The organism is Rouxiella sp. T17, assembly GCF_036663475.1.
In the GTDB taxonomy this organism is placed as follows: domain Bacteria; phylum Pseudomonadota; class Gammaproteobacteria; order Enterobacterales; family Enterobacteriaceae; genus Rouxiella.
This window is the reverse complement of record NZ_JAWUEA010000028.1, coordinates 242,080-266,480: the sequence shown is the minus strand read 5'-3', so window position 1 is coordinate 266,480 and position 24,401 is coordinate 242,080. Positions and strand designations below refer to the sequence as shown.

At 52.6% G+C, this 24,401-nt stretch carries 21 protein-coding genes; 6 read left to right on the top strand and 15 right to left on the bottom strand.

Annotation, left to right across the window (positions count from 1 at the left end; genetic code table 11):
* Positions 1-268: 268 nt before the first annotated feature.
* From SC206_RS10235 to SC206_RS10200, 8 genes are all read right to left on the bottom strand, one after another.
* Positions 269-1,627: a cytochrome c gene (locus SC206_RS10235; RefSeq protein WP_332736789.1), complete on the bottom strand. Its 1,359-nt coding sequence runs from the start codon at positions 1,625-1,627 to the stop codon at positions 269-271.
* A 54-nt stretch (positions 1,628-1,681) separates the two neighbouring features.
* The gene (locus tag SC206_RS10230) at positions 1,682-3,286 is read right to left on the bottom strand and encodes a GMC family oxidoreductase (protein ID WP_332736787.1); all 1,605 of its coding nucleotides are present in this window, start codon (positions 3,284-3,286) and stop codon (positions 1,682-1,684) included.
* Positions 3,279-3,818, bottom strand: coding sequence for a sugar dehydrogenase complex small subunit (locus SC206_RS10225; RefSeq protein WP_332736784.1), 540 nt, complete (start codon positions 3,816-3,818; stop codon positions 3,279-3,281). Before SC206_RS10225 ends, SC206_RS10230 begins: the two co-directional genes overlap by 8 nt.
* A 521-nt stretch (positions 3,819-4,339) precedes the next feature.
* On the bottom strand, positions 4,340-5,467 hold the full coding sequence (locus tag SC206_RS10220) for a M20 family metallopeptidase (RefSeq protein WP_332736782.1): 1,128 nt from the start codon (positions 5,465-5,467) through the stop codon (positions 4,340-4,342).
* Between the two features lie 127 nt (positions 5,468-5,594).
* Complete coding sequence (locus tag SC206_RS10215) at positions 5,595-6,680, bottom strand: phosphotriesterase family protein (protein ID WP_332736780.1); 1,086 nt, start codon at positions 6,678-6,680, stop codon at positions 5,595-5,597.
* A 4-nt stretch (positions 6,681-6,684) separates the two neighbouring features.
* Complete coding sequence (locus tag SC206_RS10210) at positions 6,685-7,683, bottom strand: ABC transporter permease (RefSeq protein ID WP_332736845.1); 999 nt, start codon at positions 7,681-7,683, stop codon at positions 6,685-6,687.
* A 28-nt stretch (positions 7,684-7,711) separates the two neighbouring features.
* Positions 7,712-8,467, bottom strand: coding sequence for an ATP-binding cassette domain-containing protein (locus SC206_RS10205; protein WP_332736843.1), 756 nt, complete (start codon positions 8,465-8,467; stop codon positions 7,712-7,714).
* Positions 8,468-8,935: 468 nt separating this feature from the next.
* Positions 8,936-9,961: a LacI family DNA-binding transcriptional regulator gene (locus SC206_RS10200; protein WP_332736778.1), complete on the bottom strand. Its 1,026-nt coding sequence runs from the start codon at positions 9,959-9,961 to the stop codon at positions 8,936-8,938.
* A 400-nt stretch (positions 9,962-10,361) separates the two neighbouring features.
* Between SC206_RS10200 and SC206_RS10195 the strand changes: the two genes are divergently transcribed.
* Positions 10,362-11,345, top strand: coding sequence for an ABC transporter substrate-binding protein (locus SC206_RS10195; RefSeq protein WP_442976061.1), 984 nt, complete (start codon positions 10,362-10,364; stop codon positions 11,343-11,345).
* Between the two features lie 59 nt (positions 11,346-11,404).
* Here the strand turns inward: SC206_RS10195 and SC206_RS10190 are convergent, their stop codons facing one another.
* A complete protein-coding gene (locus tag SC206_RS10190) occupies positions 11,405-12,307 on the bottom strand; it encodes a ribokinase (protein WP_332736776.1) in 903 nt (300 codons plus the stop codon).
* Positions 12,308-12,334: 27 nt separating this feature from the next.
* Here SC206_RS10190 and SC206_RS10185 point away from each other — a divergent pair, with 27 nt between their 5' ends.
* Positions 12,335-13,177, top strand: a complete 843-nt coding sequence (locus SC206_RS10185) for a BtpA/SgcQ family protein (protein ID WP_332736774.1) — start codon at positions 12,335-12,337, stop codon at positions 13,175-13,177.
* A 2-nt stretch (positions 13,178-13,179) separates the two neighbouring features.
* Positions 13,180-13,863, top strand: a complete 684-nt coding sequence (locus tag SC206_RS10180; protein ID WP_332736772.1) for a TenA family protein — start codon at positions 13,180-13,182, stop codon at positions 13,861-13,863.
* A gap of 103 nt (positions 13,864-13,966) precedes the next feature.
* On the opposite strand, the gene SC206_RS10175 is transcribed toward SC206_RS10180, so the two are convergent.
* The 6 genes from SC206_RS10175 to SC206_RS10150 all read right to left on the bottom strand — a co-directional run bounded on the left by SC206_RS10175 (position 13,967) and on the right by SC206_RS10150 (position 20,669).
* Positions 13,967-15,505, bottom strand: a complete 1,539-nt coding sequence (locus SC206_RS10175) for a serine hydrolase domain-containing protein (protein WP_332736770.1) — start codon at positions 15,503-15,505, stop codon at positions 13,967-13,969.
* 74 nt (positions 15,506-15,579) lie between these two features.
* Positions 15,580-16,326 (bottom strand): ABC transporter ATP-binding protein, encoded by a 747-nt coding sequence (locus SC206_RS10170; protein WP_332736768.1) that lies wholly within the window; start codon positions 16,324-16,326, stop codon positions 15,580-15,582.
* Positions 16,323-17,153 (bottom strand): ABC transporter ATP-binding protein, encoded by an 831-nt coding sequence (locus tag SC206_RS10165; RefSeq protein ID WP_332736766.1) that lies wholly within the window; start codon positions 17,151-17,153, stop codon positions 16,323-16,325. The genes SC206_RS10170 and SC206_RS10165 overlap by 4 nt, the downstream gene beginning before the upstream one ends.
* Positions 17,153-18,067: an ABC transporter permease gene (locus SC206_RS10160; RefSeq protein WP_332736764.1), complete on the bottom strand. Its 915-nt coding sequence runs from the start codon at positions 18,065-18,067 to the stop codon at positions 17,153-17,155. Before SC206_RS10160 ends, SC206_RS10165 begins: the two co-directional genes overlap by 1 nt.
* Positions 18,064-19,077 carry an ABC transporter permease gene (locus SC206_RS10155; protein ID WP_332736762.1) on the bottom strand — a complete coding sequence of 338 codons (1,014 nt, stop codon included), beginning with the start codon at positions 19,075-19,077 and terminating at the stop codon, positions 18,064-18,066. The genes SC206_RS10160 and SC206_RS10155 overlap by 4 nt, the downstream gene beginning before the upstream one ends.
* A complete protein-coding gene (locus SC206_RS10150; RefSeq protein WP_332736759.1) occupies positions 19,074-20,669 on the bottom strand; it encodes an ABC transporter substrate-binding protein in 1,596 nt (531 codons plus the stop codon). The genes SC206_RS10155 and SC206_RS10150 overlap by 4 nt, the downstream gene beginning before the upstream one ends.
* Before the next feature lie 280 nt (positions 20,670-20,949).
* Between SC206_RS10150 and SC206_RS10145 the strand changes: the two genes are divergently transcribed.
* From SC206_RS10145 to SC206_RS10135, 3 genes are all read left to right on the top strand, one after another.
* A complete protein-coding gene (locus tag SC206_RS10145) occupies positions 20,950-22,074 on the top strand; it encodes a dipeptidase (RefSeq protein WP_332736757.1) in 1,125 nt (374 codons plus the stop codon).
* A gap of 616 nt (positions 22,075-22,690) precedes the next feature.
* On the top strand, positions 22,691-23,065 hold the full coding sequence (locus SC206_RS10140) for a VOC family protein (RefSeq protein ID WP_332736755.1): 375 nt from the start codon (positions 22,691-22,693) through the stop codon (positions 23,063-23,065).
* Between the two features lie 670 nt (positions 23,066-23,735).
* A complete protein-coding gene (locus SC206_RS10135; protein ID WP_332736753.1) occupies positions 23,736-23,978 on the top strand; it encodes a type II toxin-antitoxin system ParD family antitoxin in 243 nt (80 codons plus the stop codon).
* Positions 23,979-24,401: the final 423 nt, after the last annotated feature.

Sequence of the window (24,401 nt, the reverse complement as noted above, 5' to 3'; positions counted from 1 at the left end):
AGGCTCACTTATGAGCTCACTCTGAGCGCTAACAGGACGCTTTTTTTTGGTTTTTTGCTCCGAATTTTACCAGCAACTTCTCATTTTGTAATCGGCAAAATCATCGGCGGTGACCCTTTTTTGTACAGTAGACTAATAACCCACACCTCGCGCATTATTGCCCATTATTGGCATTCGACTCATCAGGTTTACGCAATAAAAAAACCGCCCGACTTTATGAACTCAAATCATAAAGCGAGCGGCTTAGGCGTTGATTTCTTAAAACAGTTTACTTCTGCGTGCCGTCTTCAATCTTCGGCGGATAGCTGCGATCTTCGCCGTCACGCACTTTTTTCACCTGTTTGGCAGTGACAGTAGCGCCAGCCGGATTACCAAATTGCGTGCTGACGTAGTTGGCAATCTGCGCAACCTGTTCGTCGTTAAGCTGGTTGGCGAACGACGGCATCATCACTTCACCCTGATCCATATGACGCTGCACGCCAGTCAGAATCACAGCCACCAGATTGCGACTGTCCGCCGCGCCGGTGCTGGTGTGGTTATATAAGGAAGGATAGGCGTGGAAACCCTTGCCGATCCCCTGACCTGACGCGCCGTGACAGGCCGCACAGTTACTGTTGAACAGCGCAGAGGCCGATTTATCAAAGGCGACGGCATTGGCGCGATCAGGGAACACGTCACTCGCCGGTTTGCCCCACTGGTCGCGCGGTTTGGTCTGATCTTTATCCGCTACCGGCGGAACCGAACGCACATAGGTCGCGATAGCATTGAGATCCGCATCGGTAAGATGTTGAAGACTATGCTCGATAGCTTCGGCCATCGCGCCAGACGCAGAGGCTTTGCCCGCCACAAAACCGGTTTTCAGGTAGGTGACCAACTCCTGCTGCGACCAGTTACCGATACCGGCATTTTTGTCGGAGGTGATGTTAAACGCCTTCCACGAGCCGAGATCGCCACCGCCGAGAGTTTTGCCGTTGTCCATGCCCATCGTCAAGGTACGCGGGGTGTGGCAGGTGCCGCAGTGCTCCATCGCATCCACTAAATAACGGCCACGGTTCCAGTCATCACTCTTGGACGGATCGCTTTTCAGCTCGCCCTTATCGAAGTTAAACCATTTCCAGAACGTCATGCCCCAGCGCTGATTAAACGGGAAGGAGAGGTCAGTTTTCGCCGGTGCTTCATGCACGCCCGGTAAAGACATTAAATAGGCTTTAATCGCCAGCACGTCGTCGCGTTTCATTTTGGTAAATGAGTCGTAAGGCATGGCCGGATAAAGCTGCTGTCCGTCTTTGCCCACGCCGTCACGCACCGCGCGAACGAACTCGTCGTCGCTCCAGCTACCAATCCCAAACTGTTTGTCGGATGAAATATTGGTGCCGTAAATCACCCCAAACGGTGAAGCCAGCGGATAACCGCCACCAAATTCTGCATTTTTGGCCGCGCCCGGTGCCGTGTGGCAGGCGGTACAGTCGGCGGCGGTCGCTAAATACGCGCCGCGTTCTAAATACGCGCCGCGTTCTAAATACGCGCCGCGTTTAATTAGCGCGGCCGAATCTGCGGTGGAGTCGGCAAAGGCGCTGGTGGCGAAAACCAGCGGCAACAGGGCAGCCAGCAAATGTTTATTGTTCATTTCCACATCCTCGTACGGCCCCCGATTGCGGGCAGCCGTCTTTCCTCAGAAGAATCAGGCCAGGCTTTTCAGCACCGTATCTGCCATGCGAAGCGCCAGCGCCGTACCGGTTAATGTCGAGTTAACGGTAGAAGCGGAAGGCATGATGCCGGTACCGGCGATAAACAGATTCGGGTGATCGTGGGTGCGACAGTCGCCGTCGACCACGGAATCTTTCGGATCGCTGCCCATAATCATGGTGCCGGTGATGTGCTGGTTGTTGTTGTAAACGCCACGTTTACTGAACACCACCTCGGTTCCGCCCATGCTTTCGGCGATTTTCTGGAAATCGAGCATCGACTGGTCGTAACCTTTATGCACGTAATCCGGGAACTGGTAATAGACTTCCAGACGCGGAATGCCCCATTCATCTTTCTCGGTTTTGCTCGGCACCACGCGGTTTTCCGGCTCTGGCAGCATCTCCAGCAGGCAGTTCATCAGCACGTAACGCTCGGCCTGATACGCCAGCTTTTCGTTTAGCGCCTTGCCGTAATAACCCTGTTTGACCAGACGTTCGGTAAGCGTGCGCACCGGTGAGGTGTTGGCCAAATCTACGCGCAGCGCCGAACGTTCGGAGCGGAAAGCGCCGTCACGCAGGTTGTTGATACTGCCCGGACGCATTGGCCCGCGACCGAACCACACCGGCTCATCGGCCAGAAACTCAACGGCGGTTCCTGGGTGATCCATCAGGTTACGACCCACCATGCCGGAGCTGTTGGCAATACCGTTTGGATATTTGTCGCTGGTGGAAATCAGCAGCAGTTTTGGACTTTCCAACCCGTTGGCAGTCAGAACGAAACGTTTACCCGTGACTTTGTGAGTCTGTTTTTCAGAGTCGAGATAATGAACGGCAACGATATTGCCGCTGTCGTCGGCCTCGATTTTGTAAACCACGGCGTTGGCGATAACCCGCACGCCCGCTTCTACGGCTTTGCGTGCAGAAATGCCGCCGTGATATTGCGCGTCAATCGGGCAAACCGGCATGCAGTTATTGTTGCCACAGCAGGCAGGGCGGCCGTCGTAAGGAATACTGTTACGCGCCTGTGGACCGATTCCTACGACGTAACCCAGCGGAGCAACGCGCTCTTTAATACGCTCGAAACCGTAAGAGAGCGGAATGCCCGGCAGCGGATACGGCTCGGATCGCGGCGAACCGAGGTCATCATCACCGGACACGCCCATCTGGATTTCGGCTTCGGTGTAATACGGTTCCAGCTCTTCATAGCTGATAGGCCAATCGCGACCCACGCCGTATAACGTTTTGATTTTCATGTCATTGGGCAGTAGACGAAACGCCTGGCCGGCCCAGTGCCACGTAGTGCCGCCCACGCCACGCAAGTACTGCGCGGCATAGATATCCGGCCCTTTTTGAATCAGGTAATGGTTATCTTTTGGCTGAAACTTTGGCTGCGGCGCCCACGGTTTTGGCGGATACGGCTCGGTAAAGTCACCTTTTAACGGCGATTGGCGGAACAGTTCCACGGCCTCATCACGCTTGATAAAAGGACCCGATTCCAGCATCAACACGGAGACTCCGGCCTTGGCCATTTTTTCAGCCGCCAGTGAACCCGCAATACCGGCACCAATGACGATTACGTCTGCGTTTAATGAATCAGCCATGGGTCTTTACCTCGCTGTCAGGCTTGTGGATCCAGAAATTAGGTTCGCCAACGGCATAGCTCGGCGGTAAAACGCTCTCTTTCACGAGTTCATAGCTCACAATATTTTCAAAACCAATACAGACCTGACTGCCCGGCTGACCGACCACGCCGAGATACCATCCGTTCACAAGCTGTTGATAAAGCAGACCCAAGGCTTCAGGCTGCTGCGCTAACAGTTGGTGTAACGGCTCGCCGATTATTCCTGGATGGGCATTAATCAGCGTGGTCAACGCGTCGAGCCGGGCATCGAGTTCGGCGTGATGCAGCCAGCCGTAAAGCGCCTGACCCAGATGTGGCTCAAGGTTTTCCATCGCGGTGAGCGTTTTGGAAAGCTGCATGAAATTGTCTGGCATGGTGATCGCCGACGCCAACGGCGGTGCGGCCTGCGCGACGTTGCCGAGCAGATTGCCTCCAAGCAGCTGACTGCCAAATCCGGCCGCAAGGATGCCCGCAGTTCCGAATACCATTCGGCGGCGTGAGAGATTGATCATGGTGGTCTTCCGTAAAATCAGTCGGTAAAAACAGTCCGTTTAAGCCGGGCCCCTGTAAAACGCTTGTCAAAACTTTCAAAACTTTCAAAACTTCAAAACTTCAAAACTTTCATAACTTCAAAAACTGCCAAGGCTTTCAAATTGCTCATCTAGCTCAATGAGCATTGAATCAATAGGTTCGAATAACTCAAATGTGACCGAGATATTTTTAAATGTTTCGCGGATGTTAATGCACTTCCTTTCGTAAGTGAATAAAGCGTTTAGTAAGTAAAGTAACCAGTTAGCTGACTTAATACTCATTTTTAGTTAAAAATGGCCTGCAAAGCCCCGCCATTGCTGGGGTTAAGCTATTTGTGCTATTGCGAACCTTTTGATACATTTTTTGTTGGAAAAAACTAAAAGTGTGAGCTAAAGCACACTGTTTTTGGGGGGATTTTAGAGGGGAGAGCAATAAAAAAGGGAAGCCTTTGCTTCCCCTTAGTTTACTTGAGCGGCCTGATTTAGATTCATGAAATGATTGCTTACGCGTTGGCTGCCAAAATCATCGCGCCATAAATTTCTACGCTTTCAACCAGCTTCTGTACTTCACAATATTCATCCGTTTGATGCGCCATCGCAGGCTCGCCCGGTCCAAGAATAATGCATGGCGGATGGTGCAGCGCCTTGAGCAACAAAGCCGCGTCGGTGAAGTAGGGCACAATGCGGGGCGTGATAGCTTCAGCGTGATAAGGCTGGCACAGCGTGAGCGTTTGCTGGATCCACGGATTTACCGAATCCGTTAACACCGCCGGCAAATCCACCAGCGTGGAGATCGTGACAGCGTCACTTAAATGCTGTTGCAAACGCCTGGTGATCTCTCGGTGATGCAACGTCGGATCGGTGCGCATATCGACATCAAAACTGGCGCTGTCTGGGACAGAATTGATGTTTAAACCGCCACGCATCGCGCCCACGTTAAGAGTTGGTTTCTTCATTAGCGGGTGCGGCGGGCCTAATTCAAACAGGCGAATTTTGCCAATCGCGTCGGCAGCAAGATAAATCGCGTTTATGCCCAACTCGGGCATCGCGCCGTGCGCGGTTTTACCCTGCGTTTCGCAGCGCACCCACAGCGCGCCTTTATGACCTATCACGGGATAATTGCTGGTAGCTTCGCCCACAATCACCGCGCTCGGGATGGGTAGAGTAATTGAATCATCTTCAATTAACGCTCGGGCGCCGTCACAGCCCGTCTCTTCGCCACCGGTCAGCAGCAAAACGATGCCGTGGCCCGCCGCAATCGCCTCGCGCTGGTTGATACAGGCGACAATAAACGCCGCGACCGCCGCTTTCATATCGCTGCTGCCTCGGCCAAACAGTTTTCCGTCAACGATGTCATGACCGAAAGCGTCTCGCTGCCACGGCGCATTGCCGAGCGGCACGGTGTCGAGATGGCCGGAAAACGCCAGCGGTTTACCCGCTTTTGCGCCGGGCAAGCGCGCAATCAGGTTCATTCGCTGTTCGCCAAAGGGATGTTCGGTCACCTCGAACCCCAGCGCTTTTAGGTAATCGCCGAGCCACAGCAGACAGTCACGCTCATTGCCCGGCGGATTAATCGTATTAAAAGACAACAGTTTTTGCGCCAGCGTGACGACATCAGTGTCTACATTCATCCGTTTTCCTTTTCTCTCTGTGCGGATTAGTTGTTTATTATTTGATTAAACGATCGTCAGTAGATTTCCCTGGTGTTGGATAATCTTGTCATTCAAATGAAACAGAAAACGAAAAATAGAATAGAGATTAAAGTTTGCCAAATACCCGCTGTGGGTTAGCAATCAGCAACTGTTCGAGCTGCTCGCTGGTTACGCCGTGGCGACGCAAACGCGGCACGAAATGTTTGAGAATATAGCCGTAGCCGTGGCCGCCAAAGCGGGTCAGCATGGTTTTTAGAAATACGTCCTGTGAGAGTAAAACCTGCTTGATAAAACCGTCGTCGATCAGCTCGCGAATGGCGCGGGCGTTATCTTCGTCCGACGGCGATTGCGCGCTCTCATCGGCATAAAAGTAGCTCATACCTATCATGTCATATTCAAGAAACGCACCCCGTTCGGCCAGCGTGCGCTGATAATTTTTATCGGCAAAGCTCGGATTCATATGACAAAGCACCGTGTGCCCGAGATCCGCCCCTTCTTCGGCGAGAATATCCAACACCTTGTGGCCTAGCCGTTCCCAGCCCGGCAGATGCACCTCGATAGGCACGCCCGTCGCGGCATTGGCACGTCCGGCGGCGCGTAGCGATTTCTCCTCACTGGCGGTAAAGGCGCTGGAGACGCCAATCTCGCCAATTAATCCTGCAATAACCTCAGGTTTGTCATCGAAACCGCCGACGTCATAAATAATCTGATCGGTCAGCGTTTCCAAAGAATGGGTTTTTACATACGCGGGATGTGACGGCTCAAGATAAAATCCCGTGCCCATAATGATGTTCAAACCCGTTAAACGCGAGATGCGCTGCAAGGCTTTCGGGTCGCGACCAATGCCGATATTGGTCGGATCCACCACGCTTTGGCCGCCTTGCGCCTTAAATTTCAACAACTCTTCGATGGCTAAATCGACGTCAAACAGCTGGCAATTATCGCGGCTGGCGAGGGGATTTAAGGAGAGTTCGCCCAGGTTTTCAATCTTGACCGGCATCTCGGCAATATGACGTTCGCTACAGCAGCAGGGTGGCACCCATTTTCCGGACGCGTCCAGCAAAATATGTTCGTGCATCAACGTCACGCCAAGCTCGCTGACGGGCATCGGCCCGAGCACGGTGGTGACATAACCGCTGTTCACGCCTAAAGGAAACGGCTCGGGATGTCGAAAAAGTGAACCTGATTTCATGGCGCTATCCTTTGCTGGTGCGAACGGGGTTGAAAATGCGAGTATTCAGCCAAATTGCCAGCAGAATAATCAGGCCGGTGGCGATTTGGGTATAAAACGGCGAGAGGTGCGAAAGAATCAGGCCGTTTTGAATGACGGCGATCGACAGCGCGCCAAGCAGGGTGCCGATGATAGTGCCGAAGCCGCCAAATAAGCTGGTACTGCCCAATACTACGGCTGCAATGACTTGTAATTCAAAGCCTTCGCCCTGATTCGATGAACCGCTGCCGAGACGCGCGGTGATGATCATTCCCGCCAGCGCGGCCGCCATGCCACTCAGCATGTACACCCACAGCGTCATGGAACGGGTATTCACGCCCGCGCGGCGCACGCCTTCTTTGTTCGCGCCAATCGCGGTAACGTAGCGACCAAAACGGGTGTGATTCAGCAACACGTGGCCGACAATCAGCGCCACCACACCAATAATGGCGGGCAAGGGCAGGCCAAATACCCACGCGCGGCCAAGCCAGACGAAATCACTGTCTGCCGGTATCGGAATTGAATAGCCCTGAGTCAATAACAGCGCCACGCCACGAATCACCGCCAGCGTGGCGAGGGTAACGATAAACGCCGGAATGCCTTCATAAGCGATGAAATAGCCGTTTATGGCGCCAATAAATGCGCCCATTGCCAGACCCGCTACCAGCACCACCGGCCACGGCCAGCCCCAGCTGTTTAACGCGATAGCCGACAACGCGCCGACCAACGCCAGCGTTGATCCTACGGATAAATCGATGCCGCCCGTGGTGATAACCAGCGTCATCGCCGCCGCGACAATCAATAGCGGTGCACTCTGGCGTAAGATATTCAGCCAGTTGAAGCGGGACATAAAATCGTCAGTAGCGAAGGTAAAAGCCACGCAACAGAAAATAAAAAACACCGCGATGCTCACCACGCCGGAGTGGTTGTGCAGTATTCGGCGTGACAGAGAATGCTTGATCATTCTTGGACTGGACATATTCACCATGCTCATGCAATTTCCTCCGAAGGACTCAGTGATGAACAGTTTCACGAGCCGAATGTGCGTCGAACTTTTGGCCGACAATCAGATTGACGATGTCAGAGAGGCTGGTGTCGGCGATATTTCTTTCGGCCACGTTGGTGCCCTCATACATAACCATAATGCGATCGCAGACTAGGAACAGATCCTGCAAACGGTGGGTGATGAGGATCACGCTGACGCCGCGCGCGCTGACTCGACGGATAAGCTCGAGCACGGCTTCGACTTCGGCCACCGCCAGCGCGGCGGTCGGCTCGTCCATAATCAGCACCTTAGGCTCAAATGCGGCGGCGCGGGCAATGGCGATAGCCTGTCGCTGGCCGCCGGAAAGATTTCGCACCAATAAACGGGTGTCAGGAATGGAAATTCCCAGACCCTTGAGCATTTCGTGAGCCTCTTGGTGCATCTTTTTTTCGTCGAGGAAAGGGATGCCGAGCAGGTGTTTTTGCGGTTCGCGACCCATAAAAAGATTGCCCGCCACGTTGACGGTATCGCATAGCGACAGGTCTTGATAAACCATTTCGATGTGGCAGCGGCGAGCATCGGCCGGATTGCTGAAGCCAACCTCTTCGCCGTCGACGCGCAAGGTGCCGCTGGTAGGGACGACGGCACCGGCCAAAATCTTGGTTAACGTTGATTTACCCGCGCCGTTATCGCCCACTAAACCCAGCACTTCACCGGGGGCCAATGAGAGATTAACGCCGCGAAGAGAGCGGATTGAACCGTAGGTTTTGGTGATATCGATCATCTCCACCCTTGGCGGGCCTGACAGGTCTCTGGACATAAATCTGCTCCATCACAAAGGGGCGGCGGAGGGCAGAATGCGTGCTTATCATTCTGCTGTTCAGAAAGCCGTTACTGTCATTACCGATTTCTCTTTCCTTGTAAACCGGTTTACCCAAATGACAAATTAACGGCGAATCTGATCTCCGGCTCACCCATAAATACGGCTAAAAGTGAGTGTGGATAGTTGAGTCGCCGAAAGGAGTGTAGCAGTAAGCGTGCCAGTTTCTGTGAGCGAGGAAACAAAACTGAAAACTTATAGAAAACGGATGAAGAATAAAAGCCATACTTAACAATTGGTTAGTAATTTTTATATGCAGTAGTAGAAAATGCATTTCTTCCTGTTTCGGAAAAATGACAAAGCCCTAGGAGATTTTGAGTGGGTGAATTTTCGCCCTAAAAAAGAGCAGTTGCTCAATGTCAGGGCAAAAATTTAGCCTTTTACCGGCGGCGTGGCGACAGAGTCGCGGGCAATCCATTCGACGGGAATACGCGTGAGCGGGGCCACGTTGTCATCGTCATCGTTAAATAGTTTGATCAGTTTTTCCACCGCCGTGCGGCCTAATTCGCGGGCTGACTGTTTGATGGTCGAGAGTCTTGGGGTGATTAAATCGGAGTAGATGGCGTCATCAAAGCCAACCAGCGAGAGCGCCTGCGGCACGGCCAAACCTCGCGCGCGAACGCCGTCGAGCAGGCCAAGCGCCAGATAATCACTGGCGGCGAAAATAGCGGTGGGAGGCGTAGGCAGGGCAAGCAGGTGATCCAGCGCCTGACGGCCAAATGTGCGGTCGTAATTGCCATAAAGCACATAGGAATCAGTATATTGCAGGCCGCTATTCTCCAGCGCCTGCTGATAGCCCTGATGCCTTTCCCGCACGCTCATTAGCTTTGCGGGCCCGCCCACAAAGGCAATTTGCCGATGCCCGGCCGCAATCAATGCCTGCGTAGCCAGCTCGCCGCCGTGAACATTATCGGAAAATACTCTGGGCATATTGCAGCCGGGCACGTCTTCATCAATCAGCACGACGTGACGTTGCCCTTTAAGCTCAAGACAGAGCTGGCCGTTATCGGGGCGATTGGTGGCAAACAGCAGGCCATCAACCTGACGCGTGTCGAGCCAGCGAATAAATTGGCACTCTTTCTCGAGATTATTACGCGTGACGCACAGTACCAGGCTGTATTTATGCGCCGACGCGGCCTCTTCGGCTGCATCGGCCAATTCGGCGAAAAACGGGTTTGAAATATCGGGTAATACTAATCCGATCGTCTCGCTGCCGCCCATACTTAAGCGGCGAGCCAAGCTATTGGCGCGGTAACCCAAGGTATTTATGGCATCTTCAATGCGTTGAACGGTCTGCTGGGGCAAAGTTATGCTGTTATTGAGATATCGTGACACGGTCGCTTTCGACAGTCCGGCCATGTTGGCGACGTCTGATAATACCACCCGTTTTTGAGCCATAATTAATCCCTGCTATCTCGGCGAAAAGGCGGCAAAAATGCGCCCGATACGCACTAATCCTAAGTGATAGACAGCATATTACAAATCTGCTGATTTTGTCAGAACTGCTTATTGGAAATGAATAAGCAGTAAGTGTTATTTATTATTGAAAATATTACTGATAAAAAATCCCCTTGACTTTTTTTTCGCCAAGTTCAATTGTTATCGGCAATTACCCGCAGCAACGTGTTATCGAAAACGCTTCGTTTGGAACGTCGCTTTTCGCGTTAATCACTACTCTTTTCTGATGTTGAGTCGCCAACAGTCATTCGATCGAACCTCGCCGGGAGCTGTGCGTGCCGCATCCTCTCAGGCTGTCGATTGATATTTATCGTTGTCTTTGTCGACTCTTAAGGATTTGATTATGTTGATTAATGCCGGTAAGAAAAATATTGCTTCGCAAATGGCTCGTTTCTCCCGAACTGCACTCGCTGCGGTGACTCTCACTCTCTTATTCTCAGGCGCGGCTGCCGCAGCCGAAACGCCTACCTACGCTATGGTGCAAATAAACCAGCAGGCGCTGTTCTTTAATCAGATGAATAAGGGTGCAGCCGACGAGGCAAAAAAATCCGGTGTGAAACTGGTAATTTATAACGCCAACAATAATCCGGTGTCGCAAAATGACGCGATAGAAAACTATATTCAACAGGGCGTTAAAGGGATCATGGTCGACGCCATTGACGTCAACGGTATTCTTCCGGCTATTGCCGAGGCGGCAGCCAAAAACATCCCGGTTATTGCTATCGATGCGGTATTACCGGCTTCCGGTAAACATAAAGCGCAGGTGGGCGTCGACAATATTAAAGGCGGCGAGATCTTGGGTAATTACTTCACTGATTACGTCAAAAAAAGCATGGGCGATAAAGCCAAGGTCGGCATCGTTGGCGCACTGAACTCGGCAATACAAAACGATCGGCAGAAAGGCTTTGAAAATACCCTCAAAGGCCACGCGGGTATCAGCGTAGTCGGCGTGGTCGATGGACAGAATATTCAGGATAACGCCCTGACCGCCGCCGAAAACCTGATTACCGGCAACCCGAGTATGACCGCAATTTATGCCACCGGTGAACCCGCGTTATTAGGCGCTATTGCCGCCGTCGAAAATCAGGGCCGCCAAAAGGATATTAAAGTCTTTGGTTGGGACCTGACCTCTAAAGCCATTTCCGGCATCGATCAGGGCTATGTCACCGCCGTGTTGCAACAGGACCCGTTGAATATGGGTGTTGAAGCGGTCAAGGCGATGAATAAGGTCGTTGCGGGTCAATCGATCGAGAAAAATATCAATGTACCCGCTACGGTCGTGACCAAAGCGAATGTCGACAAATACCGCGCAGAGTTTAAATAACCCCGCGCCGTAACTGTTGATAATGACTGACTTGCTTAGCTGATTGCTTAGTTGATTGCCTAGTGGCTTGCAAGCAGGGCGGCAAGTTCGAAAGAAGTAGGAAAGGCGCTCAAGGTGCCGGTTCGGCTAATAGTGATGGCCGAAGCGGCTGCCGCGCCTTGTAAATCTCTCAGCAATAGGGGTAATTGGCGTTTGAGGGCTGAGGCAAGCATAACGGCGAGAAAGGTGTCGCCCGCGCCAGTGGTATCAACCACGTTGACCGGCGCGGCGGCAATCCGCTGTTGGCCTTCGCCATCTTGTAATAACGCGCCTTCTGCGCCGAGAGTGATAATGAGTTGTTTTATGCCGTTATTGAGCAAACGAGTGGCAGCGGCACTGATATCGTCTTCGCCGCTTAACAGCTGGGCTTCAAGTTGGTTAACCACCAGAATATCCACCAGCGGCAGCAATGTTTTAAATTCGGGGTTGAACGGCGAAGGATTAAATACTGTAGTGAGCTTTTTTGCTTTGGCTAGAGTGAATATTTCTCTGGTTTTTTCGGCAGAGAAGTTTCCCTGTTGCAGTACAACATCTTGCGGCGAAGAAATTTCCATCGCCTGATGAACATCGCTCACCAATAATGCCTCTGCGGCGGTGGTGGTGGTTATTATCGCATTGTCACCGTCGTCGCAGTTAAATATCAGCGAGCTATCGGTTCGGCAAGAGTAATATTTATCTGGCAGCAGGGTTATCGGCTCTTTTTTTAATTGTTCTTGACACCATTGCCCTTGAGCATCATTGCCGAGCGCGGTGATGAAAACGGTGGGAATTCCACAGCGGGAAAGAATAATCGCCTGATTGGCGCCTTTTCCACCGAGATCTTGATGCAGTTTAACACCATGAATTGACGCACCTTTTGCGGGTAATTCAGTAATCATAAAGGTTTCGTCAACGCCAGTGTTGCCGACAACGAAGACTTGCATACTATATTCCTTGAGGAGAAAGAGGTCATGGCTTCTATATCAGCAGAAAAAATCAGCGCAATACAAGAGATATTTTCGAGAAAGAAAGCAATTATTGGCGTGGTGCACTGTGAGCCATTTCCAGGCTCGCCGAATTATCGCGGTAAATCAATTAACCAAATCATGGACATTGCGCTTAGCGATGCCGAAGCTTATTTGTCAGGCGGCGTTCATGGGTTAATTGTCGAAAATCACGGTGATATTCCTTTTTCGAAACCTGAAGATATCGGTTATGAAACGGCAGCTTTTATGTCAGTGATTACCGATAGAATCAAAAAAGAGTTTGGCTGCCCGTTAGGTATTAACGTATTAGCCAATGCGGCTATTCCAGCTTTAGCTACGGCGCTGGCGGGTGGCGCAGATTTTGTGCGTGTTAATCAGTGGGCCAACGCCTATATTGCGAATGAAGGATTTATTGAAGGCGCGGCGGCAAAGGCACTGCGCTATCGCTCGTTATTACGCGCCGAGCATATTAAGGTATTTGCTGACAGCCACGTCAAGCACGGTAGCCACGCCATTGTGGCCGACAGAACTATTACCGAGTTGACGCGCGACGTCGACTTCTTTCAGGCGGATGCCGTCATAGCGACCGGCCAGCGCACGGGTGATACCGCCACGCTCGACGAAATCGATGAAATTGGCGCGGCAACTTCACTGCCTTTATTAGTCGGCTCTGGCGTCACCCCGGAGAATATCTGTGAAATTCTTCAGCACACGCAGGGCGTTATCGTGGCCAGCACGCTGAAATATGGCGGCGTATGGTGGAATCAGGTCGAGCCGGAGCGGGTAAAACACTTTATGTCGGTCGCTAGAGCAGAGCTTGAGGAGTGAGTATGACGTCTACTAAGAGCACAGACATCAAAAATATCGAGCCTCAGACAAGCTTTACCGATCGTTTATTAGCCGACAATCAGGACGTCTGGCAGGCGATGCAGCAGCATCGGTTTGTTATAGATATCGAGCAGGGCAAACTTCCAGAACAGGTATTTAATCAGTATCTGGTCTTTGAAGGTGACTTTGTGGCTACGGCGATTGAAATATTTTCCTATGCCGTCATCAAAGCGCCCAATATAACCCACCGGCGCTGGCTGATTGGCGTATTAGACGCGCTGGCAAACGAACAGATCGCCTATTTCGAACGCGTGATGCAAAAACGCAACGTGGCAGCGGATAACTATTTACACGGCGCGCCGGAGGTTTATCGATTTAGCCAGGGCATGCTGCGGGTGGCCGAAACGGGCAGTTACGCCGAGATTATCACCCTGATGTTTGGCGCGGAATGGATGTATTATCACTGGTGCAGCCGGGTCAGTCGCGCAAATATAGAAGATAAAGATGTTAAAGAGTGGGTGGTTATGCACGCTGAAGAGACGTTTATTAATCAGGCCAGCTGGTTAAAAGCCGAATTAGATTCTATTGCCGCCACGTTAAGCGCAGCCGAGCAGACACGCCTTTCCGGAATATATGCGCAGGTCTTGCAGTGGGAGATTGATTTTCACAGCGCGGCCTATCTTTAATATGCAAAAATAACGCCCAAATAAAAAGCCTTCCCGTTTCTAATCATCATTTAGTCATGATCGAAACAGGGAAGGCTTGAAAGCTAATAAGTGCTGGAAGCGACTACCAGCTAATCCGACATTCGTCGCGGCGGAAGCTTAATACGCGGCTGCGGTTAGAAATCAGCTGCACGTTGTAGCCCTGAAAATAGAGGCAGAACGCTTTTTCCCACGGCCCGTCGGGCATTTTCACCAGCAATCGACCCTGACCAATCGAGGTCAGCGTGCCGCTTGCGCGCAACGGACCCACACCCATCTTCAGCTTGTCGCCTTCAATATCAAACGCGGCTTTTGACTGCGGATGGAACCAGCGGCCCTGAATTAATTCAAGACAATCATGCGCTTCTGTCGGGGTGAAATAACGTTTGGCTAACCCAATTTCGCCTTCGATGGCGTCACCATTCATCTGTAAACGCATAGGTAAATGCGCCGAAAGGGAAATCGCGCTGCCATCTTCGCCCTGATACAGATTTTCGCTGGCGCCTAAATAACTCGCCACGCCATCTTTTACCGACAGCCAATAAGGCTCGGCCTGACTGGTATAAAGACCGTCTTTCAACGCCGTGCTTCTGGCGGGTAAGGGGGTGTCGAGCAGGGCAGACATCACGTTTAACAGCGCGGTATAAGAGGCGGTATCTTCGCGATTCGATACCAGCGCCGCGCCGACATTTAAGGTCGGATGCAGCAGGAAATACGTTTTATAACCCGCGTGCGAGCCGCCGTGGCCCACTAACTGATGCTCGCCCAGAGTGGAATGGGTGATGCCCAAACCGTAGGCGGTTGGCGTGCCGTCAAGCAGGGCGCGCGACTGGCTGAGCGCCGAAAGCACGCCCGCGCCCGGCCCGCTGTTTTTCAGCAGGCTTTGCAACCAGCGCGTGAGAGAACGCAAGCTGCCCGTCACGCTGCCCGATGCGGAAAGATGCAGGCCGGCGCTGGAGGTTTTCCAGCCATCTTCGGCCTTCCAATAGCCGGGCACCAGATTTGGCACAATATCAAACCAGCCTTCCGGCGCGCGAAACGCGATGTCCAGCGGGGTAGAAATATGTTGCTGAATCAGGTCGTCGAAACGAATACCTTTGCGTTTCAGAATGGTTTCCACCAAACGATAGCCAGTATTTGAATACGAAATTTCGGTGCCGGCGGCAAAGTTCAGGCTGCCATCGGTGGCGAGAAAGTCTATCAGCGCGTCGGGCTCGGTGACGTTATAAACCGAAATGCCCAGCAGCGATAAGGTCTCGCGCACGTCGGGCAAGCCGCCGGTCATGTCCAGCGCCTGACCTATCGTGACGTCAGACATCGGCGCTTGCAGCTCGGGCAGATATTTGCCGAGCGTATCGTCGATTGAGAGCCCGGCGTTGCTGCGCAGTAAAGCCAAGGTTGCGAAAATGTGCTTGGTCACCGAGGCGTAACGCACCACGTTGTCGAGGCTAAACGGCTCGCCGGTGGTCAAATTTGCCAGACCGCCGCACGCTTCACCACGCAGAGAGTCGCCATCAAACAGGGCAATGGCGCCACCGGGTTGGCCCGGGTGATTCCATCCGTCGGTCACTTTTTTCGCCGCTTCCAATGCCGCTTGCCAATTCATAGAACCTGAGGAATTCATTCCTGTCTCCATTATCCTGTGCCCCTTTTATTGAAAAAAAACGCGAGGGGCGTCGGCTAAAATCAAATGTTGCCCTAGTCGATTTCCGGCTCTTCGAGATCCAGACTGAGTTTGCGGAGCTCGGCAGTGTGCGGATGCGTTACGCGTCCGGCCCGTAAATCGTTCGCACTCACCAGCTCGACCATTTGACCACCAATCATTACTCCGATTCTGGTGCAAAGATGCGTTACCACGGCTAAATTGTGGGTCACCATCACATAGGTTAATTTCTTTTCTTCACGAATATCGCTGAGCAGGTTGAGGATTTCTGCCTGCACCGACACGTCCAGCGCCGAGGTCGGCTCGTCGAGCAATAAAACGTCGGGTTCGGAAATTAATGCACGGGCAATCGCCACGCGCTGACGCTGGCCGCCGGAAAGCTGATGCGGAAAACGAAAACGCACGCTTTGCGGCAGCGCCACTTCATTCAAGGCATCGGCGATGCGTTTCTCAATGTTCAGAAAACCGTGAACTTCCAGCGGTTCGGCAAGAATGCGATCGATAGTCTGGCGCGGATGCAGCGAGCCGTACGGGTCTTGAAACACCATCTGAACGCGACGATAAAAACGCTTGGGCCGTTTCGGTAACTGAGGTTCGCCGCCGATCATCATCGACCCGGACCACGACTCGTTAAGTCCGGCGAGGGCGCGTAAAATGGTCGATTTCCCCGATCCGCTTTCGCCCACAATGCCAAAGCTCTCGCCATTATTGACGGTAAAACTGACGCCTTTCACCACTTCGGTCTCTCCGAAGGCGATACGCAGCTGGTCTAAATTAATCATGATGTTTTCCACGCCTCGTCGCGCACCAGAATTGGCAGCCTTTCGCGCGGATGAGTCAGCGAAGGCAGGCATTCCAGCAGGCCACGGGTATAAGGATGTTGCGCGTGGCGCAGGTCGCCCGCCTGTAACGTTTCGACGATGCGCCCCGCGTACATTACCGCCACGCGGTCACAGAATCGCGACACCAGCGGCAGGTCGTGGCTGATAAGAATCAGCCCCATGCCACGGCTCGACACCAGATCGTCGAGCAGGCGCAGAATTTCGGCCTGCACCGTGGCGTCCAGCGCGCTGGTGGGCTCATCGGCAATCATCAGTTCCGGGTCCGGCGCCAGCATCATCGCAATCATCACGCGCTGGCCCATGCCGCCCGACACTTCATGAGCGTAACGTTCGGCAACCTTGTGCGGGTCACGAATACGCACCTGATCCAGCAGGTCAATCGCCGCTGCCATCGCCTGTTTTTTGCTGCCGCCCTTGTGCGTCTGCCAGGCTTCGGCAACCTGTTTGCCAATCGTCATCACCGGATTCAGCGAGTATTTTGGGTCCTGCAAGATAAAGCCGACGCGCTTGCCGCGAATCTGCCGCATCTGCTTTTCACTGGCGTTGCGCAGGTCAATGCCGTCGAAAGAGAGGGTATCGGCGCGACATTTTGCACTCGACGGCAGCAGGTTCATCAGGCAGCGCGCGGTCAGCGATTTGCCCGATCCGCTCTCGCCTACAATGCCCAGCTTCTCTTTGCCGAGCGTTAAAGAAACGCCGCGCACCGCGTCAAAGCTGCCGCTGCGGGTTTCAAAAGTAATGTGCAGATTTTTGATATCAACCAGCATTAGCGTTCCTTGGGATCGAGGACGTCGCGTAAACCGTCGCCGAGAAAGTTAAAGGCCAGTGAAGTCACGAAGATGGCGATCGCGGGGATTAACGGCACCCACCATTCGCTAAACAGGAAGCGGCGGGCGGTGGCAATCATCGCGCCCCATTCCGGTGACGGCGGCTGCGCGCCCATCCCGAGAAAGCCCAGACTCGCGGCGGTAATAATAATCGAGCTCATGTCCAGCGTAACGCGCACCACCAGACTCGGCACGCACAGCGGCATGATGTGGCGCAGCACGATGCGTGCAGAGGTTGCGCCGGTTAAACGACAGGCGGCAATATAGTCCGTGCCGCGCACCTGCATGGTTTCGGCGCGCGCCAGTCGGGCATAAGGCGGCCAGGCGGTGAGGGCGATCGCCAGAATCGCGCTTTCGATGCCCGGTTTCAGCGCCGCCACAAAGGCGAGGGCCAGAATCAGACGCGGGAAAGCCAGAAACACGTCGGTGATACGCATTAAAATACGGTCAACGATGCCGCCCGCGTAGCCTGCGACGCAGCCGATCAGCAGACCGAGCGGGGCGACGATCGCCACTACGACAATCACCATGCCGAGCGTAATGCGTCCGCCATAAAGAATGCGGCTGAAGGTGTCGCGGCCCAGCTCATCGGTGCCGAGCAGGTGCAGCGCAGAAGGTTTGGCGAGGCGGTTTGCCAAATCCTGATCGCCCGGATGATAGTGCGTCAACAGCGGCGCGCAGAGTGATATCGCCAGCACCAGCAGCACGGTAATCAGGCCAATCAGCGCCAGCGGATTGGAACGCAGCCCCAGCCAGATACGGTAGCGACGGCCCCAAACGGCCTGAGTGCGATTCTTCGGAGTTTCGTCGAGCAGCCAGGCTCGAGTCCCCGGTCGTGAAGAGAGTTGGCTCATTTTACGCGAGGATCCAGTAAACGATAGAGAAGGTCGGCCAGCAGATTAAGCAGCACGTAAATCGCGCCAATCAGCAAGGTGGAACCGATGACCGGATTCATGTCCGCGTTCATCAGCGAGACAGTCAGATATTGTCCTAATCCGGGCCATGAGAAGACGTTTTCGGTCACGACAGCGCCTTCGAGCAGGCCCGCATAGGTCAGCGCCAAGACGGTAATCAGCTGCACGCCGACCGTCGGAAACGCGTGTTTCCAGATAACGCGACTCGCCGACAGCCCTTTGGCGCGCGCGGTTATCACATATTCGCCGCCCAACGCGTTGAGCATAAAGGTGCGGGTCATGCGCGTGATGTAAGCCATACTGAAATACGCCAGAATCAATACCGGCTGCACCATGTGAGCCAGCGCATCCCAGAACGCGCCCATGTCACCGGCCAGCAGCGAGTCGACGGTCAGTAGTCCCGTGACCTGCGGGATCATATCCTGATAAATGATGTCCTGACGTCCCGGCCCCGGCGCAATGCCCAGTGCCGAATAGAAAATCAGCAGGCTCAGCAACGCCAGCACGAATACCGGCAGCGAGTGACCGGCCAGACAGACCACGCGAATCGTCTGATCAATCCAGCTGCCTTGACGCGTTGCGGCCCACACGCCGAGCGGAATACCGATAATCGCCGCAATAATAATGGCGGCGGTCGCCAGCTCGAGCGTGGCGGGGAAATAGCGCGCAATATCAGTGGTGACGGCGTTGGAGGTCAGCGCAGAGCGACCGAGATCGCCATGCGCCAGCTGATTGAGATAGTGGAGAAACTGCATCCAGAGGGGCTGATCCAGCCCCATTTCGTGACGTACACGTTCGACAACCGACTCGGGGGCATTATCGCCCACCGCCGCCAGTACCGGGTCGGTCGGCATCACTCTCCCGATAAAGAAAGTGATAACCGACAGGCCAAACAAAGTAAGACAAACGCTGATGCAGGTACTCAGAAAACTGTTGAGTCTCTTGCTCACGCTTTAACAACCTTCTCGTAAGGGCTGGTGCTCATTACAGATAACACCACGCCGGTGATGTCATGGCGGCAGGCCGCGGTCAGCGTCGGCTGGAACATGATCATAAACGGACTGGTTTCCATATGCTGAGTCTGCAACTGCTCGTAAAGCTTGATACGCGTCGCGGGATCTGGCTCGTGCAGCGCCTTGGCGGCGAGGTCGGAAATCGACTTGTCCTGCCAGCTGCAACGCCATGCCAACGTGCGGCTTTTGGCTTTATCGCTGTTGTCCGGATTGCTGCAGAACGCTTCGGCGTTGGAGTTCGGGTCAAAATAGTCGGCACCCCATTGGGTAATCGCCAGCTGCTGTTGACGCGCGCGCATCTTGGTCAATACCTGACGGCTTTCGGCGGCCAACAGGGTGACTTTGATACCAATTTCGGCCAGATTCGACTGAATCGCCTGCGCAATATCGGTAGAAGGCGAGGCGGAGTAGTGATCCAGCGTGATGTCGAATCCGTTCGGGAAACCGGCTTCGGCCAGCAACGCCTTGGCTTTTGCCACGTCGCGCTTGTACATAATGGTGTTCACCGCCGCCGGGAAACCTTCCGGCAGGAAGCTCTGGTGAATTTTATGCGTCAACGGGATGATATTTTTCTGAATCCCTTCATAGTCGATAGCCCATTTAATGGCTTGCCACACCTGCGGTTTTGACAGGTTAGGATTCGCGACGTTGGCAGAAACCATCAGCGTGCCCGCGATGCCTTTTTGCACCAGCGTAAAGTTTTTATCATCTTTCAGCGGACGCAGCTGCTCGGTGGTCAGGTTGCGGGCAATATCGATGTCGCCTTTTTGCAGCATCAGCAGCTGCGCGGACGGGTCGATGATATGGCGCATAATCACGCGCTCAATCTTGCCGGCGTGCGGATTGTTTTTATTGCTTTCCAGAATCACCGTTTCGCTGACCTTCCAGCTGCGCAGTTTGAAAGCACCTGAACCGGCGCTGTTGGTTTTCAGCCACGCGTTACCTAAATCGTCGCCTTTCTGATTCGCCAGACAGGCGGACTTCTGCACGATGGAACCAACGTTGGCCGACAGGCAGTAAAGCAGGAAGGATTCAGAGGCCGGCTCAGCGGTTTTGATCACCAGCGTTTCTTTATCCGGCGCGCTGATAAACTGCTCGACGTTGTCTTTGGTATAACCAAACTGGTTGATGATATACGCCGGGCTCTTGTCGAGCTTCACCGCGCGCTGCAAAGAGAAAGCGGCATCTTCGGCGGTAAGCGGGGTGCCGTCGGCGAATTTGGCCTTTGGGTCCATCTTGAAAGTAAAGGTCTTTTTGTCTTCGGAGGTGCTCCAGGTCAGCGCCAAATCACCTTCAATTTCGTCAGGCGAAGTGATTTTTGGTTTTACTAACTGCTGATACATATTGCCGGTGACTTCGCTACCGACCGATTCGAAAGATTCGTGCGGGTCAAGGCTGGTAATGATATCCAGTTGGATAGCCATAACCAAAATGGATTTAGGCGTGGCGGCGAACACGTTATTAAAGTTCAAATAAGACAAAACAGGGATTGCCGAAAAGCCGGTGATAAAACTACGCCTTGATACCATGATAACTCCCATTGTGTTGATTTTTATGATTAATTAAAGAATTCAATTGTCGATTTTATCTATCTTACCCTTGACTTGTCCGACGCCCTTTGTCACTAATGAAGCACTCGGCGTTGCCTTGTGACGCGCATCTCCAGAACAGAAAATCATCACTTACCATCACAAAAAAATGTAATGTGAAATCATGTTCCGCGCTGGTGCAGCTCGACGTGCTGTTGCACCTGTAAAGCGCGGCAAATCATAATTTCTCGTCATGTATAACCAAGGGTAGAGCTTTTTTATGAATAGCAAAGTCAGCGAATCAGTGAATCCTGTGCCGGTTTTTGACGGCCATAATGATGTTTTAATGCAACTTTGGTTAAATCATCATCAAAATCCGGAGCAAGCATTTCTCGAAGGTCCTGCCTGCGGTCAAATGGACCTGCCGCGCTGTCGTGAAGCAGGTTTTGCAGGCGGACTGTTTGCGGCCTACGTGCCTTCACCGGAATTTTCCGACTTACCTGAAGAAGCAAGTATCGTGCCGCATTCGGGCATCGATACCCGTTTCCTCGTTGAAGGTATTAAAAAACATCCAGATTTTTATCCTACCCCTGACATTAATTCTGCGCGCGACGTCACAATTGGCATGATGGCCTTTCTGTTACGTATCGAAAAAGCCTCAAACGGTTCGGTAAAAATCTGCCGCACTGCACAGGAAATTCGTGAATCAATTCAGAATCAGGCATTAGCTGTAGTTATGCATATTGAAGGCGCCGAGGCGATTGACCCCGACCTTTACCTGCTCGACGTGCTGTATCAGATGGGCCTGCGCTCAATTGGCCCCGTGTGGAGTCGACCAAACATTTTTGGCCACGGTGTGCCGTTTAAATATCCGTCTTCCCCAGACCTCGGCCCAGGTTTGACCGAATTAGGCATCAAGCTGGTGAAAGCGTGTAATCAGAAACGCATCATGGTCGATTTATCGCATCTTGATGAAAAAGGTTTCTGGCAGGTGGCGAAACACAGCGACGCGCCGCTGGTGGCGAGCCACTCCAATGCACACGCGTTGAGCGCGCAATCAAGAAATCTAACCGACAAGCAGCTGGCCGCTATTAAAGAGAGCGACGGATTTGTCGGCGTCAATTTTGGCATGTCATTCCTGCGTGAAGATGGTCAGAAATCCCCGGAAGGCACGGTGCTAGAGATGGTGCGCCACGTCGATTATCTGGTTGAAAAGCTTGGTGAAGATCACGTCGGATTTGGCTCGGATTTTGACGGCGTAACATTGACGCCAGACATGGTGGATGTTCGCGGATTACGCAAGCTTGAAGCGGCGCTTCGTTCAGCTGGATATAACCAGCAGGTGCTGGAGAAGATTTGTTATAAGAATTGGATTGGGGTATTGGGAAAAACATGGGGGGAGTGACCGTTGAAAAACGGGTTGTTTTTTAGATTTGGAAATCTAAAGGCAAACTTTTTTGGGTCAAAAGCTTTTTAGTCAACGGATTTTGACTTTGAATCTTTTTTTTAGGTCAAGTTCAAGGTCAAGTTCAAGGTTAAAAGCATGCGCTTCGCTTACTGCGCGGCGGCGCAGACCGCCCAAAGAGGCGCAGTCGCTCGCCCCTTTGGAATCCCAAGCTTTTTTTCCACAGCTGTAACTTGAGGACTACAAAGTTACATCTTTCCAGTGACCACCGCGCGTGGCGTAGGTCGCGCGGCTTCGCCATTCCTTCATTACGGATTTGAGCCAAACACGTCTCAAATCACTCCACTCAGCGCCGCCCTGATCCCGCCAATCACAGAATCTACGGCAAGGGCGGAAACTTTTAGGCGGTCAAGGGCCGATCGCTCACCCCCTTAAAGCAAGGGCGGATCTCTTGGGCGGTCAAGGGCCGTTTCTTCAACGTAAAAAAGGCTTTCTTTAAATAAAATCCTTCCATTGAAATTAGTGTTTTTTAAATTAAAGCCATAGACGTTTTGAATTTACCTGTGTTAAAACAATACGCTAAGAGTTGTTATATTAATCGATAAGGATATTTTTAATGTTTAGTCACGTTTGTGTAGGTTCTGACGATTTAGAGGTTTCGAAGAAATTTTACGATGCTTTGTTTGAAGTTATTGGCACGAGCGAGCAGGGCATTGATGCGCTTGGTCGTCCTTTTTACACTAAAGATAATCAGCGTTTCATTATCACCAAACCTATCAACGGCGCTCCGGCATCTCCTGCAAATGGCGGCACTATCGGCTTTTATTTGCCATCGGTTGAAGGCGTACACCTATGGCACCAAAATGGAATCGAAAACGGCGGCACCTCCGCTGAAACACCTCCGCACACAAGAGAAACCGACGGAAAATGTGTCGCCTATCTCAGAGACCCCGTAGGCAACAAACTCTGCGCCTTCTTCGCCACCCGTTAAATAAAGAGAAATTTCCTTGAAAATACGGTCCTTGACCGCCTAAAAGAATCCGCCCTTGTTTTAAGGTTGAAATTGGTTGAGCGATCGGCCCTTGACCGCCCAAGAGATTCCGCCCTTGTTTTAAGGTTGAAATTGGTTGAGCGATCGGCCCTTGACCGCCTAAGAGATTCCGCCCTTGCTCTAGGGGGCTGTAATTGGCGGCTTCAGGGCGGCGCGGAACGGAGTGAAGAAGACGTTTTTGGCTTCTGAGCGAAGTGACGGAAGCGCGGAGCGCCGCGACCTACGCCACACACGGAGGCTTCTGGAAAGATCTCCCTTTCAAGTCCTCATGTTGCAGCTGTGGAAAAAAAGCTTGGGATTCCAAAGGGGCGAGCGACTGCGCCTCTTTGGGCGGTCTGCGCCGCCGCGCAGTAAGCGCAGCGCATGAACTTGATTTTGAATTTAAGAAATTGCTTTAGATTCCAAATCTAAAACCGACTGCGTCTCTTTGGGCGGTCTGCGCCGCCGCGCAGTAAGCGAAGCGCATGCCGTTGACCTAAAAAGCTTTTGCCCCTGAAGGCTTTCGCCCTAAAAAGTTTGCCTTCAGATTTCCAAATCTAAGTAAAGATTGACTTTGAAAGCTCAGATCTTATGCTGTGTTATCTATTAACACAAACATCAAGAGGCATGTATGCCCCGAACCACGAGTGTTACCCTCGGCGATCAACTTTATGCTTTTATCGGCAAAATGATAGAAAGCGGGCGTTATGGTTCCACAAGCGAGGTGATGCGATCGGCTTTGCGGTTGCTTGAAGAGAAAGAGATCCACGCAGAAACTCTGCGTCAAGCAATAGAAGCTGGCGAGAATAGCGGAGAGAGTTCCTTGACGTTGCGAGACATTGCGGAGCAAAAAAAGCGCGATCATAATGTATAAACTCTCGAATCTCGCAGCAGAGGATTTCGGCAATATCTACGAATACACCCTACAAAACTTTGGCGTCACGCAGGCTGTGAACCCCCTCATCCACATGACAGATCCCTAACTTTCTAACCTTTTATTAGTTACAACATACTTATTATATTTTTAACAACCAGCACGGTGTCTACTTCACCAAAGCCTAGCAGCCAAAAAAAGGGCTAAACGAGAACAAAATGAATTTTACAGAAAAGGTTGAGCGATCGGCCCTTGACCGCTGAGAGGTATTTACCCTTGTTTTAGGGCTGAAATTGGTTGAGCGATCGGCCTTGACCGCCGAAAAGTTTCCGCTTTTGTAGTAGATGCTGTAATTGGCGGCTTCAGGGCGGCGCGGAGCGGAGTGAAGAAGACGTTTTGGCTTCTGAGGGAAGTGACGGAAGC

Coding starts and splice junctions, on each gene's coding strand:
- SC206_RS10190 (WP_332736776.1), bottom strand. CDS start 12,307: ATGCAAGTCTTCGTTGTCGGCAACACTGGCGTTGACGAAACCTTTATG.
- SC206_RS10135 (WP_332736753.1), top strand. CDS start 23,736: ATGCCCCGAACCACGAGTGTTACCCTCGGCGATCAACTTTATGCTTTT.
- SC206_RS10175 (WP_332736770.1), bottom strand. CDS start 15,505: ATGAATTCCTCAGGTTCTATGAATTGGCAAGCGGCATTGGAAGCGGCG.
- SC206_RS10200 (WP_332736778.1), bottom strand. CDS start 9,961: ATGGCTCAAAAACGGGTGGTATTATCAGACGTCGCCAACATGGCCGGA.
- SC206_RS10170 (WP_332736768.1), bottom strand. CDS start 16,326: ATGATTAATTTAGACCAGCTGCGTATCGCCTTCGGAGAGACCGAAGTG.
- SC206_RS10160 (WP_332736764.1), bottom strand. CDS start 18,067: ATGAGCCAACTCTCTTCACGACCGGGGACTCGAGCCTGGCTGCTCGAC.
- SC206_RS10165 (WP_332736766.1), bottom strand. CDS start 17,153: ATGCTGGTTGATATCAAAAATCTGCACATTACTTTTGAAACCCGCAGC.
- SC206_RS10225 (WP_332736784.1), bottom strand. CDS start 3,818: ATGATCAATCTCTCACGCCGCCGAATGGTATTCGGAACTGCGGGCATC.
- SC206_RS10140 (WP_332736755.1), top strand. CDS start 22,691: ATGTTTAGTCACGTTTGTGTAGGTTCTGACGATTTAGAGGTTTCGAAG.
- SC206_RS10235 (WP_332736789.1), bottom strand. CDS start 1,627: ATGAACAATAAACATTTGCTGGCTGCCCTGTTGCCGCTGGTTTTCGCC.
- SC206_RS10220 (WP_332736782.1), bottom strand. CDS start 5,467: ATGAATGTAGACACTGATGTCGTCACGCTGGCGCAAAAACTGTTGTCT.
- SC206_RS10150 (WP_332736759.1), bottom strand. CDS start 20,669: ATGGTATCAAGGCGTAGTTTTATCACCGGCTTTTCGGCAATCCCTGTT.
- SC206_RS10230 (WP_332736787.1), bottom strand. CDS start 3,286: ATGGCTGATTCATTAAACGCAGACGTAATCGTCATTGGTGCCGGTATT.
- SC206_RS10205 (WP_332736843.1), bottom strand. CDS start 8,467: ATGATCGATATCACCAAAACCTACGGTTCAATCCGCTCTCTTCGCGGC.
- SC206_RS10180 (WP_332736772.1), top strand. CDS start 13,180: ATGACGTCTACTAAGAGCACAGACATCAAAAATATCGAGCCTCAGACA.
- SC206_RS10145 (WP_332736757.1), top strand. CDS start 20,950: ATGAATAGCAAAGTCAGCGAATCAGTGAATCCTGTGCCGGTTTTTGAC.
- SC206_RS10185 (WP_332736774.1), top strand. CDS start 12,335: ATGGCTTCTATATCAGCAGAAAAAATCAGCGCAATACAAGAGATATTT.
- SC206_RS10215 (WP_332736780.1), bottom strand. CDS start 6,680: ATGAAATCAGGTTCACTTTTTCGACATCCCGAGCCGTTTCCTTTAGGC.